Source organism: Stenotrophomonas sp. SORGH_AS_0321, assembly GCF_031453215.1.
GTDB classification, from domain to species: Bacteria; Pseudomonadota; Gammaproteobacteria; order Xanthomonadales; family Xanthomonadaceae; genus Stenotrophomonas; species Stenotrophomonas chelatiphaga.
The window spans coordinates 729,760-742,929 of the sequence record NZ_JAVIZG010000001.1; the positions used below are offsets into that span (position 1 = coordinate 729,760).

The 13,170-nt window shown below is 68.1% G+C and carries 11 protein-coding genes; all 11 read left to right on the forward strand.

Annotated elements, in window-relative coordinates; genetic code table 11:
* Positions 1-316 precede the first annotated feature (316 nt).
* The 11 genes from QE373_RS03080 to QE373_RS03130 all read left to right on the forward strand — a co-directional run bounded on the left by QE373_RS03080 (position 317) and on the right by QE373_RS03130 (position 13,146).
* Positions 317-1,606, forward strand: a complete 1,290-nt coding sequence (locus tag QE373_RS03080; RefSeq protein ID WP_057509309.1) for a sugar MFS transporter — start codon at positions 317-319, stop codon at positions 1,604-1,606.
* 42 nt (positions 1,607-1,648) lie between these two features.
* Positions 1,649-2,716 (forward strand): LacI family DNA-binding transcriptional regulator, encoded by a 1,068-nt coding sequence (locus QE373_RS03085; RefSeq protein ID WP_042614153.1) that lies wholly within the window; start codon positions 1,649-1,651, stop codon positions 2,714-2,716.
* 8 nt (positions 2,717-2,724) lie between these two features.
* Positions 2,725-3,753, forward strand: coding sequence for an SIS domain-containing protein (locus tag QE373_RS03090; RefSeq protein WP_309683531.1), 1,029 nt, complete (start codon positions 2,725-2,727; stop codon positions 3,751-3,753).
* Positions 3,753-4,901, forward strand: a complete 1,149-nt coding sequence (nagA, locus tag QE373_RS03095) for an N-acetylglucosamine-6-phosphate deacetylase (protein ID WP_309683534.1) — start codon at positions 3,753-3,755, stop codon at positions 4,899-4,901. Before QE373_RS03090 ends, nagA begins: the two co-directional genes overlap by 1 nt.
* The gene (locus QE373_RS03100) at positions 4,898-5,965 is read left to right on the forward strand and encodes a heparan-alpha-glucosaminide N-acetyltransferase domain-containing protein (protein WP_309683537.1); all 1,068 of its coding nucleotides are present in this window, start codon (positions 4,898-4,900) and stop codon (positions 5,963-5,965) included. Before nagA ends, QE373_RS03100 begins: the two co-directional genes overlap by 4 nt.
* A gap of 318 nt (positions 5,966-6,283) precedes the next feature.
* Positions 6,284-10,225, forward strand: a complete 3,942-nt coding sequence (locus QE373_RS03105) for an autotransporter outer membrane beta-barrel domain-containing protein (protein WP_309683539.1) — start codon at positions 6,284-6,286, stop codon at positions 10,223-10,225.
* Between the two features lie 117 nt (positions 10,226-10,342).
* Positions 10,343-11,380, forward strand: a complete 1,038-nt coding sequence (locus QE373_RS03110) for a S41 family peptidase (protein WP_309683541.1) — start codon at positions 10,343-10,345, stop codon at positions 11,378-11,380.
* A complete protein-coding gene (locus QE373_RS03115; protein WP_309683543.1) occupies positions 11,370-11,600 on the forward strand; it encodes a hypothetical protein in 231 nt (76 codons plus the stop codon). The genes QE373_RS03110 and QE373_RS03115 overlap by 11 nt, the downstream gene beginning before the upstream one ends.
* Before the next feature lie 65 nt (positions 11,601-11,665).
* Positions 11,666-12,100 carry an SseB family protein gene (locus QE373_RS03120; RefSeq protein ID WP_042614147.1) on the forward strand — a complete coding sequence of 145 codons (435 nt, stop codon included), beginning with the start codon at positions 11,666-11,668 and terminating at the stop codon, positions 12,098-12,100.
* A 369-nt stretch (positions 12,101-12,469) separates the two neighbouring features.
* A complete protein-coding gene (locus QE373_RS03125; protein WP_309683546.1) occupies positions 12,470-12,886 on the forward strand; it encodes a hypothetical protein in 417 nt (138 codons plus the stop codon).
* Complete coding sequence (locus tag QE373_RS03130) at positions 12,883-13,146, forward strand: hypothetical protein (protein ID WP_309683548.1); 264 nt, start codon at positions 12,883-12,885, stop codon at positions 13,144-13,146. The genes QE373_RS03125 and QE373_RS03130 overlap by 4 nt, the downstream gene beginning before the upstream one ends.
* The last annotated feature ends 24 nt before the right edge of the window (positions 13,147-13,170 follow it).

The window sequence follows — 13,170 nt, forward strand, 5'->3', positions numbered from 1 at the left end:
AATATGAAGCTCTGTTGACAACGATGTCAACGGCTTCGTAAATTTTTCGTTGCTGCATTGCAAGGGATGGTTTCCACCGAAAACGATTACATGTCGATCTTCCGTCGGCCGGGCAAAGTCCCGCCGCGCAGGCGCTCCAGCGGTCGAGCGCATTCATTGGGTCCGGCATCTCAAGACATGCGGCGACGCAGCAAACAGGGCGCCGCCGATTTTGTGAGTTGACAAAGTCCCCACGGCCGTCGAAAGAATGTGACAACGTTGTTCCCAGCCACTCGTCGACGACGCCCCGTGCGACGTCGCAGCAGGAGCCTTGCCGATGTCCGCCGTCCACGCTGCAGGTGCGCGTACCAGCGTCACCACGTCCATCGCCATCGTCGGCGTGCTGTTCTTCCTGATCGGTTTCTTCACCTGGCTCAACGGACCGCTGATCACCTTCGTCAAGCTGGCTTTCGAGCTCGACGAAGTCGGCGCGTTCCTGGTGCTGATGGTGTTCTACCTGTCCTACTTCTTCCTGGCGCTGCCGTCCTCATGGATACTGCGCCGTACCGGCATGAAGAAAGGGCTGAGCCTGAGCCTGCTGGTGATGGCCGCCGGTGCAGCGACGTTTGGTGAGTTCGCCACGCAACGTTGGTACCCGGGCGCGCTGGGCGGTCTTTTCATCATCGGCAGCGGCCTTGCCCTGCTGCAGACTGCGATCAATCCGTACATCAGCATCCTGGGGCCGATTGAAACCGCGGCACGGCGCATCGCGCTGATGGGTATCTGCAACAAGGTCGCCGGCATGCTCGCGCCGGTGCTGATCGGGACCCTGGTGCTGCATGGCGTGGGCGACCTTTCCACCGCGGTGGAGCAGGCGGACGTTGCAACGCGCGCCGCACTGCTCAACGACTTCGCCGCCAAGATCCATGCGCCTTACCTGGGCATGGCGGCGCTGCTGGTGGTGCTGTCGGTGGCGGTCCTGTTCTCGCCGCTGCCCGAACTGAAATCCTCCGAGGCCAACGCCGCACCGGCGGGCAAGGGCGGGATCGAGCGCAGCAGCATCTTCCAGTTCCCGCACCTGTGGCTGGGCGTGCTTTGCCTGTTCGTCTATGTGGGCGTGGAAGTGATGGCCGGTGATGCCATCGGCACCTACGGCCACGGATTCGACCTGCCGCTGGACCAGACCAAGATGTTCACCTCGCTTACCTTGGGGGCGATGCTGGTGGGCTACGTGGTGGGCCTGCTGCTGATCCCCCGTTTTGTTTCCCAGTCGCGCTACCTGAGCATTTCCGCCTCGCTCGGCGTGCTGTTCTGCGTGGGCGCCTACTTCACCCATGGGTATGTGTCGGTCGCCTTCGTGGCACTGCTTGGATTCGCCAACGCAATGATGTGGCCAGCGATCTTCCCGCTGGCGATCCGCGGCCTGGGCCGCTTCACCGAGACCGGTTCGGCCCTGTTGGTGATGGGCATCGCGGGCGGTGCGATCATTCCGCAGGCCTTTGCCGTGCTCAAGCAGCACGTCGACTTCCAGTTGGTGTTCCTGCTGCTGATGGTCCCCTGCTACCTGTACATCCTGTTCTATTCGACCATCGGGCACCGCGCGGGCCTGCCACGCGACGCTGCCTGATCGGCGATCATGGGCGCCACGGATCAATCGCAGGGAACGGCAATGCGCAGAGCCACAATCAAGGATGTCGCCGAAAAGGCCAAGGTCTCGCTGAAGACCGTGTCGCGCGTCATCAACAACGAGCCGTCGGTGATGCAGGCCACCCGCGCGCGGGTGCTGCGCGCGGTGGCCGAACTGGATTACGAGCCGGATCCTTCGGCGCGCAACCTGCGCAGCGGCACCACCTTCGTGGTGGGTCTGGTGTATGACAACCCCAACCCGTACCACATCATCGGCGTGCAGAACGGCGTGCTGGCGGCCTGCCGCGAAACCGGCTTCGGGCTGCAGATCCACCCGTGTGATTCCAGTTCGCCGCTGCTGGCCGAAGAGCTGGCCGACTGGGTGCAGCGCTCGCGGCTGGCCGGGCTGGTGCTGACCGCACCGATGTCCGAGCGCCGCGACCTGGTGCAGGCACTGACCGCGCGCGGCATCAAGCTGGTGCGCATCATCGCGGCCACCGAAGACCCGGCCGATGGTGCGTGCGTGTTCGTGGACGACCGCGAGGCCGCCTACGAGGTCACCGAGCACCTGATCCAGCTCGGTCACCAGCGCATCGGCTTCCTGTGGGGCGGCAGTTCGCACCGATCTTCGGTGGAGCGCCACGCCGGTTACGAAGCCGCGTTGAAGGACTACGGCATGACCGTGGACAAGCACCTGGTGGTGCAGGGCGACTACACCTTCGACGACGGCTTCCGCGGTGCACGGCGCCTGCTGGCGCTGCGCGAACCGCCGACCGCCATCTTCGGGTCCAACGACGAAATCGCCGCCGGCGTGCTGGCGGCAGCGAAGTCGGCCGGCATGAACGTGCCCTATGACCTGTCCATCGCCGGCTTCGAGGACAGTCCGTTCTCGCGCCAGTCCTGGCCACCGCTGACCACCGCCAAGCAGGCCACCGAAGACATCGCCCGGCATGCCGCGCGCCTGCTGATCGCACAGCTGCGCAGCGATGCGTATGACGATGCGCCGTCGCCGCTGCACAACCAGGGCTTCGTGCCGCAGCTGGTGGTGCGTGGTTCGACCGCGCCGATGCGTCCGGCCGCCGCGCGCGCCCTTCCTTCCGATCCCCCTTGAGTACCGCCATGACCCTGCCAGCCCCTGCCGACACGTTGATGTTCCGCGAAGCCGCCGAGGCGGCCGATGTCATCGCAGCCCAGTTCGCGCGCAACCATGGCGTCATGGAGACGCTGGCTGCCAGCCTGCGCGCTGCGCCGCCGCCGTTCGTGGTGACCTGCGCGCGCGGCAGCTCCGACCATGCCGCCACCTATGCCAAGTACCTGCTGGAAACCCAGCTCGGGCTGGTGGTGGCGTCCGCTTCGCCATCGGTGGGATCGGTGTATGCCGCGCCGTTGCAGCTGCGCGGTGCGTTGTTCATCGTGATCTCCCAGTCCGGCAAGAGCCCGGACCTGCTGCGCAATGCCGAAGCGGCCAAGGCCGCCGGCGCGCGCGTGGTGGCGCTGGTCAACGTGGAAGATTCGCCGTTGGCGCAGCTGGCCGATACGGTGATTCCGCTGCACGCCGGTGCCGAGCGCAGCGTAGCGGCGACCAAGAGTTATCTCGCTTCGCTGGCCGCTGTGCTGCAGCTGGCCGCGTACTGGAAGCAGGACAGCGCGCTGCGTACGGCGCTGGACGCGCTGCCGGCGGCATTGCGCCAGGCCTGGCAGGCGGACTGGAGCACGGTCACCGAGGGCCTGGTCGAGGCGTCCAATCTGTTCGTGCTGGGGCGTGGCCTGGGCCTGGGCGCGGCGCAGGAAGCGGCGCTGAAGTTCAAGGAAACCTGTGGCCTGCATGCCGAAGCGTACAGCTCGGCGGAGGTCAAGCACGGGCCGATGGCGCTGGTCGGGCCGGGCTTCCCGGTGCTGGCCTTCGCCCAGCCCGACGAAACCGGTGCCGGTACCCGCGCGGTGGCCGACGAGTTCGCCGCCCGCGGTGCGCAGGTGTGGTTGGCAGGCGCTGGCGGTGACCTGCCGGTGGCAGCGGCGCCGCATCCGCTCTGCGCGCCGTTGCTGACGGTGCAGAGCTTCTACCGCGCGATCAACGCGCTGGCGCTGCGTCGCGGGCACAACCCCGACCTGCCGCCGCATCTGAACAAGGTCACGGAGACCGTCTGATGAAGCAGGTGCTGCGCAATGCCCGCATGCTGGTGGGCGACGAATTCCGCGATGACCTCGCGCTGGTGATCGAAGACGGTCGCATCCTTGCGGTGCTGCCCGACGCGGCGCCGCAGCTGGGGCAGGCCGACGAGCAGGTGGACCTGGGCGGTGGGTGGCTGCTGCCTGGCTTCATCGACGTGCAGGTCAACGGCGGCGGCGGTGCGCTGTTCAACAACACCCCGGACGTGGCGACCCTGCGCACGATCGCCGCGGCACATCGCCGCTTCGGCACCACCGCGCTGCTGCCGACGCTGATCAGCGATGACCTGCAGGTGATGCGCGCGGCGATCGCCGCCACCCACGATGCCATCGCGCAGGAGGTGCCCGGGGTGATCGGCATCCACCTGGAAGGTCCGTATATCGCGCCGGCGCGCAAAGGCACGCACGATGTCAGCAAGTTCCGCGTGCCGGACGCCGATGAAATCGCGTTGGCGGCATCGCTGGACAATGGCGTGACCCTGCTGACGCTGGCGCCGGAGCGGGTGCCGCTGGAGACCATCCGCGCACTGGTGGAGCGTGGGGTGATCGTGGCGGCCGGGCATACCGCAGCCAGCTATGAAGAAGTGCGTGCCGGGCTGGATGCCGGTATCCGTGGCTTCACCCACCTGTACAACGCGATGTCACCGCTGCAGGGCCGCGAGCCGGGTGCGGTGGGGGCCGCGCTGGAAGACCGCGACAGCTGGGTCGGCATCATCGTCGATGGCGTGCACGTGCATCCGGGCAGCCTGCGCGTGGCGCTTGCCGCCAAGCCGCGCGGCCGCCTGCTGCTGGTGACCGATGCGATGCCGCCGGTCGGTGCGGATGACCCCAGCTACGAACTGTACGGTGAGATCATCACCGCCGTGGACGGCGTGGTGCGCAACGCGGCCGGTTCGCTGGCCGGTTCGGCGCTGGACATGGCCACGGCAGTACGCAACACCGTGCAGCTGCTCGGCCAGCCGCTTGCCGAAGCAGCACGCATGGCCTCGACCTATCCCGCGCGCTTCCTCAACGTCGATGATCGCCTGGGCCATATCGCCGAGGGCTTCCAGGCCGACCTGGTGCTGCTGGACGATGCCCTGCAGGTGCGCGGTACCTGGATCGCCGGGCAGTACGAAGCAGCATGAGCACGGCCGCCGGCGCGCGCCTGGCATCGATCGATGCACTGCGCGGGATCACCGTGGCGGCGATGTTGCTGGTCAACAACCCGGGTGACTGGGGCCACGTGCATGCGCCACTGCTGCATGCGGCGTGGCACGGCTGCACGCCTACCGACCTGGTGTTTCCGTTCTTCCTGTTCCTGGTCGGCGTGTCGATGGCGTTCAGCGTGGTGCCATGCGCCGCGGACGCGGTGGCGCGGCCTGCGTTGGCGCGCGGCGTACTGACCCGCGCGCTGCGGATACTGGTTGCCGGCCTGCTGCTGCACGCGCTGGCGTGGTGGCTGCTGGAGCTGCCGCACTACCGTTTGTGGGGCGTATTGCAACGCATCGCGGTGTGTTCGGCGCTGGTCGGCCTGCTGGCGGTGCATGCGCGTGCGCGGCTGCAATGGACGGCGCTGGTGGTGCTGCTGGCCGGCTACGCGGGCCTGCTGCTGGCCGCCGACACGCTGGCGCCGCTGCACAATCCGGTCAGTCGGCTGGACACGGCGCTGTTCGCCCCGTGGATCTACCAGTACGACGCGGCGACCGGGCTGGGCCATGATCCGGAAGGGCTGGCCAGTACGCTGGGTGCGCTGGCCAGCACGCTGCTCGGGCTGCTGGCGGGGCAGATGCTGCGCGCCGGGCAGACGCTGCGGCTGGCCATCGGTGGCGCGCTGCTGATGGCGATCGGCTTGGCGGCAGCGGCCTGGCTGCCACTCAACAAGCATCTGTGGACGCCCCCGTACGTGCTCTGGACGGGGGGGCTGGCGATCATCGCCCTGCTCGCCGCGCACTGGCTGGTCGACCAGCACGGCTGGCCGGCGCTGGGGCGCCGCTTCGGCGTCAATGCCATCACCGTGTACCTCGGCGCATCGGTGATGTCGGTGCTGCTCGGCGCCAGCGGCCTCTGGCAGGCAGCCTGGAACATTGCCGCCGGCGCACTGCCGACGCAGCTGGCAACGACCTCGCTGCTGATCGCCGTGTCCTTCGTCGCTGCTTGGTGGGCGGTGGCCTGGTGGCTGGACACCCGCCGTATTCACCTGAAGATCTGAACCTGTTCAGTGATGTTGCAGAGCGGTGAGTAGCGCGCGTATTCACGCTTAATGCGTGAACTTCATCACATTTAAGATGTGGAAAATACGTAGGCGGCAGTGTCAGACTGCGGCCGCAGGACCCTGTTACGGTTACCGACGCAGGGGACAGTCCGGGGACAGCCGCAGCAGGCGGGCGGCGCACGGGGTGGGCGTCGATGCCGGCACGTTCAGTCGCATTTCGCTTTTTCCGATCACCATGTTGGAGAACGTCCCATGCACCGTCCCGTTCCTTCCCGGCTTGCATTCAGCATCTCAACGCTTCTCCACGCGCGGGCCATGGCAGGCACCGCGCTGCTGCTGGCCACCCTGAACGTCAGTGCCGACTGCATTACCACCGGCACCAGCACGGTCTGCGACGCCAACCCGCCCACGCCATGGACCAGCACGCTGGGCACCGGCAACAACGCAGCCGAAGACAACCGCTCGGTGCAACTGCAGCCCGGTGCCACGGTTGCCGTGGGTAACGCCAACGCGATCTCGCTGCGCGACAACGCGACCGTTTCGATCGGCGCCGGCAGCACCGTCAGCGCCACCGCAACCAGCGTCGCGGGGTTGTTCAACACCGGTGGCAACACCGTGGAGGTGCGCAGCAACGGCATCATCAACGTGGCAGCAGGCGGGCAGATCCTCGCGCAGGGCACGCAGGGCAGCGCCGAAGCGATCAACTTCCAGGGCGCGGGCAACGTGGTCACCAACAGTGGCACGATCCGCGCGAGCAACTCGGTCGCCATCTGGTCGCAGAACACCAGTGGCCTCAACACCGTCATCAATACCGAGACCGGCATCATCCAGGCCCCCGGCACGGTGATCGGCGGGTCCGGCAACGGCGCGCTGGATTTCACCAATCGCGGCCAGGTGATCGGCAATGTGTCGCTGGCCGGCGGCGATGACATCCTGCGCCTGTTCACCGGCTCGGTGATCACCGGCAACTTCAGCGGCGGCGCCGGTACCGATGCGATCTTCCTCAGTGGCACCGGCGATTCCACGCTGCCCGGCAACTTCGTCGGCTTCGAAGCGCTGACCAAGAATGACAGCGGCCGCTGGACGCTGTCCGGCACCATCACCGGGGTCACCCTGGCAACCGTGCAGGCGGGCACGCTGGCCTTGACCGGCAACAACGCGCAGTACACCGGGCAGGTGGTGGTGGAGCCGGCGGGCACGCTGGAAGCACGCGCGCAGAGCCTGCCACCGACGGTCACCAACAACGGGCTGGTGCGCTTCGCACAGGCCGACGACGGCACCTACGTGGGCGCCATCAACGGAACCGGTGCGCTGGAAAAAACCGGCGCGGGCGTGCTGACCCTGGCCGGCACGACGAACGCAGGCGGGGCGACATCGCTGCTGGGCGGCACGCTGGTCGCGGCCAGCGCACTGCAGACCGCAGGCGTGTCGATGGCCGGCGGCACCACGCTGCGGCTGCAGAACGTGCTGCAGACCCAGGCCGGCGGCGCTGCCAACGTCAGCGGTGATGCGGGCGCGCAGCAGGTCTTCATCGACGCGGGCGGCACGCTGAGCGGCGCCATGGCGCTTGGCGACGGTGACGATCTGCTTGATCTGTCCGGCAGCATCGCCGGCGCTGTCGACCAAGGCGGCGGCAATGACACCGCCATCCTGCGCAGCGGCGGCCGCATTGGCGGGACGCTGGCGCAGGGCGCGGGCAACGACCGGCTGGAGGTGCAGGGCGGCAGCGTGGCGGGCGCGGCCACGCAGGGCAGCGGCGACGATGTGGCGGTGCTCAGTGCAGGCAGCCTGGCCTCGCTGGACCAGGGCGACGGTGCCGACAGCCTGCAGGTCAGCGGTGGCAGCATCACCGGCACCGTGCAGCAGGGCAACGGCATCGACAACTTCCTGATGACCGACGGCAGCATCGGGGCGCTGCTGCAGGGTGACAACTACGATTCCTTCCGCATGACCGGCGGCCGCATCGTCGGCGCGTTCGAAGATGGCGACTACGCGGAGATGACCGGCGGCCGCATCGGCCGGGTCAACATGAAGCTGGACAACAACGTGTTCGACATGTCCGGCGGCACCATCGATGGCAACCTGGTCACCGGCTTCGGCCGCGATACGATCATCCTGTCCGATGGCTACATCGGCGGCAACATCAGTGTCAGTGGCGGCGATGACAGCGTGACCCTCACCGGCGGCACGGTGCGCGGCGAAATCCGCATGAGCGTGGGCAACGACACGCTGGACTGGAGCGGCGGCGGGGTGGTGCACGACCTCATCGACATGGGCGAGGGCGACGACATCGCGCGGCTGTCCGACCTCAATGAATCGCACCTGGGTGCGGTGCCGCGGCTGGATGGAGGAAGCGGCACCGATGCGCTGGCGATGGACAACGTCAAGACCACTGCGGTTGCGCGCTACACCGGTTGGGAACGCATCGCGCTGGCCAACGACAGCCAGATGACCTTCGATGGCACGCTGGTGCTGGGTGATGCGGGCACCGCCACCGGGACGCTGGATATCGATGCCACCAGTGCCTTGTTTGCCAGTGGGGCCACCGGGGTGTCCGCCTTCACTGCCGGCTCGTTGGCAAGCGTGCTCAATGCCGGGCGCATCGACATGAGCAGCAACGATGCGGCCGGTGATGTGTTCACCATCAACGGCAACTACACCGGCAACGGCGGTGGCCTTTACCTCAACACCGTGCTGGGTGACGACAGTTCGGCCAGTGACCGCCTGGTGATCTCCGGTGGCGCCGGCACCGGCACCACCGGCATCGGGGTGATCAACGCCGGCGGCGGCGGTGGCGCGACGATCGCCGATGGCATCCTGCTGGTGCAGGCGGGCAACGGCGCCACCACCAGCGCGGATGCGTTCGCGCTGTTCTCGCCGGTGGCTGCAGGTGCCTACGAGTACTTCCTGTTCAAGGGTGGCGTCAGCGGCGGCACTGCCGAAAACTGGTACCTGCGTTCGACCATCGTGGCCAGCGTGGACCCCGCGCCGGCACCGCCGCCGACCACCCCACCGTTGCCCGAGCCGGCCCCGCCGGAAGACCTTGGCACGCCGCCCCCGGTGTTGCCGCCGGCCCCGCCGCCGCCGCCGGATGTGCCGGTTGATCCGAGCGTGCCGGACCCCGACCCGGTCGCGCCCGAACCGGCCCCGCCGCCGCCACCGCCGGAGCCCGCGCCGGTTGCGCCGCCGGTGATCACCCCGCCGCCGCCAGTGCCCGATGAGGTCGCCGTGGTGCCGGGCCCGCTGGCCACCCCGCCCACGCCCGGCGCGCGCCCGTCGCAGGCCGCGGTGACCCCGATCTACCGGCTGGAAACACCGGCTTATACGGTGGTTCCGTCACTGCTGCGCACGGTATCGCAGGCCTCGCTGGGCACCTTCCACGAACGCCAGGGCGAACAGCGCCTGCTGGCGGGCGAGGGCGCCGCGCGCGCCGCCTGGGGCCGCTTGATCGGCAGCAGCGAGGAGCAGCACTGGAATGGTGATGCGCTGACCGGCTTCGACGGCGACCTGCAGGGACTGCAGGCCGGCCTGGACCTGCATGCCAGCGACGACGGCGCCCTCCGCAGCCAGTGGGGCGTGTTCGTCGGCCGCACCCGTGCCACCGGACGCATCACCGGCCTGGCGCTGGGCTGGGAGAACGTGCACGTGGGCCAGACCCGGCTGGATGACAAGCACGTGGGCCTGAGCTGGACCGGTGTCGGCACGGCCGGCGGCTACCTGGATGCAGTGGTGATGCAGAGCCGTTACCGCGGGCAGGCGTGGTCCACCCGTGGGCTGGGCATCGACGTGCGCGGCGATGGCACCAGTGCCTCGCTGGAAGCGGGCAAGCCGCTGCTGCGGCTGGGCCAGTCGTCGTGGTGGCTGGAACCGCAACTGCAGGTCATCTGGCAGCGGCAGTCGCTGGATGATGCGGACGATGCGGTGGCGGCGATCCGCTTCGACGCCGACAACGCCTGGACCGGCCGCATCGGCCTGCGCCTGGCCGGCGATTACGGACTGGCCGACAACGGCTGGCAGCCGTATTTCAAGCTCAATTACTGGAAGACGCTGGATGGCGACAACCGCGTGGACTTCGGCAGCAACCGCATCGTCGCCGGGCAGGAGAGCAGCGCCTGGGAAGTCGGCGTGGGCGTGGTGGGGCGGTTCAACCGCAACGTGAGCGCGTACGCGGTGGCTGACTACACGCGCGACTTGGAGGACCGCAACCGTGAACGCAGGAGCGTAGAGGGCAACATCGGCCTGCGCTTCGATTGGTAAGGCTTTCCGCCGGGGCCTGGCGGCAGCGCCGGGCCATGCCCGGCGGGCTGTGCGGAACATCGCGTTCGCGCCCAGCGTTCACGTATCATCCGGCTTCCTCTACATGGATGTAGCGCGATGGCCGGTCGCTGTGCGTGGGTGGTTGCGATGATGCTGGTGCCTGCCGTGGCGCAGGCGGTGGACGTTCCTTCAGCGGAATCGCTGGCGAAAATGCTCGACCTGATGGAACAGCGGGCGCTGTACCGCGAGGCGGTGGACTGGACGGTGGTACGCGCTGATATCGCCCGCGCGCACGGCGACCCCGCACGGGTCCGCGCCGTGCTGGATGCTGCCATCCAGCGCAGTTCCAAGGGCCATGGACGTTGGGTAGCCGCCGGCAGCGTGCAGCTGCCCGCGCAGCTCAACGCAGTGCCTGGCGCGGGCGCCGCAGCGGGGCGCGGCGGCCTGCCTGCCACGCTGGATCGCCGGCTTGGCTGGGTGGCGGTCGATCGCTTTTCACCGACCCTGGCCAGCACCCCGGCAGAGCAGGCGCGGCAGTCGGTGCAGCGGGCAGTGGCGCTGCAGCAACGCCTGCGCGATGCCGATTCCAGCCCGCGTTGCGGCTGGATCGTCGACCTGCGCAACAACAGCGGCGGCAACATGTGGCCGATGCTGCTGGGCGTGGAGCCGCTGCTGCGCATCCCCGGCGATGGCATCCAGGTGCTCGGCATGCTGCGTGGCGCGGGACCGAACGTGCCGTGGGAATCGCACGACGGCACGCTGATGGCGAAAGGCCGGCCGATGCTGGGATTTGGCCAACCCGGATACCGCCTGCGCGAGCCCGGCGGGCCGGTGGCGGTGCTGTTGGGCGAACGCACCGCCAGTTCCGGCGAAGCCACCGCACTTGCTTTCCGTGGACGCCCGGATACGCGCAGCTTCGGCGCGCCGACGGCTGGCTTTGCTACCTCCAATTCCTCCATCCGCCTGCCCGATGGCACGCTTTTCCTGCTGACCGACACGCTGATGGCCGACCGCAACGGCGTGGGCGACGGCGGACCGATCGTGCCGGACCAGGTCACCGACGGCGAAGCGGCGACGCTGGCCGCGGCCCACCGTTGGCTGCTCTCGCAGCCGGGCTGCGTCGCCCAGGCCAAGGCCGCCCCGCGTGCCGGGTGAGATCATCGGCGAGGGACTGGCGGCCCTGCTGCGCTGGTTGTTGCAGCAGCTGGCCTGGTTCGTCGTGGAGATCGTGCTGGGTGGGACCGGCTACCTGATCCTGCGGCTGCTGCGTTCGCGCCGCGCCGAGGACGGCGACGCCTGTGTGCTGGCCGGGCTGGTGTTCTGGGTGGCCACGGGCTTCAGCGTGGGGTGGTGGCTGCGCCGGTCCACAGGATGACAACGCCACGGCCTGCTAAAGTCGCGCTATCGATCACGCGTGTGAGCACGCAAGCAGGAGTAACCGTGGAAGCCGAAGCCCCCTTTGAACCACTGAACGATCTGGAAGTGCGCCTGGTGCAGGCGCAGGACGGCACCCTGCAGGCGCCCGCGTTCCTGGACAGCCTGCTGGGCGACCAGGTGTTCGTGTTGCTGGACAAGCCGGTCGGCCCGGACGCGGACTGGGATGAATCGATCAATCCGCTGGTGCTGACCAGCGAAGCCGATGAGCCGATGTTCGCGATCTTCTCCGCGGTGGAACGTGCCAGCGCGTGGAGCGAGCAGTTGCCGCAGTTCGAGAACGCCCTGCAGGTGGAAGTGCGCTGGCTGCTGAGCGCGATTTCCGACGGCGTCGGCATCGTGCTCAACCCCGGTTTCGACCTGGGCATGGAGATGATCCCCGATGCGGTGGTGCAGCTGAAGCAGCGCGCCGACGCGTTCACCCGCGGCGAAGCCCGCTGAGCAGCGCTGCTGGCCGATGCCGTGGAGGCGTCGGCCAGCGGTTGCCGGATGACCGATACACGGTGTTGGCCGGCTGAGAATGCAGTTTTGCCCATGTACGCAATGGCATGTGGCTGGTGGGATAGAGGAGCTGGCGACGAAGAGCGTCAGCCGGGATTAGCATCCTGATTCGAAGATGGCTTTTTGACTCTGTTATGCCCCTTGGGCACGGCGGAGAATGCACTGCATCGCGTGCCGTTCATACGGTGGGCGATGTGGGGGATCCCTGATCCGCCGGATTTTTTGGCTGTCTTCGACCGGTATGCTAACCCGCATCGCCCGCCACCCCGCGCCTTGGCGTGGGTGGCCTCACGCCTTGCGAGGTATCCGATGGATCCGAAACACCCCCTGAGTGCGAAGCGGCTGTACGCCCTGATGGGCGACAAGATGCACGACTTCCCGCCGTACTTCATCGAACGCCTGGAGCGGAAGCTGGAGGAGTTCGAGACCTCCCGCGACGCAGAGAACCGCGTGTCCCACCTGCGCGTCGTTGCGGACGGCGGGCACGACGCGCCGCTGACCGGCAGTGGCTGCCACGCGGACCTGCCGCGCATGGACCATGTCGCGGTATCCCGGGGCACCCTGCAGGGACTCGCATCGATCTTCGAGATCCTGCATTCGGTGCATCTGGGGCGGGTGGAGGGCCAGCCGGACGGTGGCCTCAGCGACCATCTGGTCGAAGGCCTGATCGTGTCCGGACGTGCGCTGGTCCGCTCGTCCGCCGACGCCACGTGGGGCAGTCCGTGAGCGCGCCCAATCCGCGGGCTGCGGAGATGGCCGAGTACCTGGATGATCGCCTGCACATGACGCATTACGATGAAACCACCTTCGCACGGGCGTTGCTGCTGGTGTCCGAACTGCACGGCATCGACGCCATCGCACGCCACTGCGGGGTGAGCGGGGAAGCCATGCGCCGCCAGTTGAACGGCACGCGGCCACTGTATTTCGACAGCGTACTGGGCGTGATGCGCGCGCTCGGCATCCAGTTGCGGGTGGTGTTGGCCTGAGCCAGTGCAGTCGTGGACCGTGCC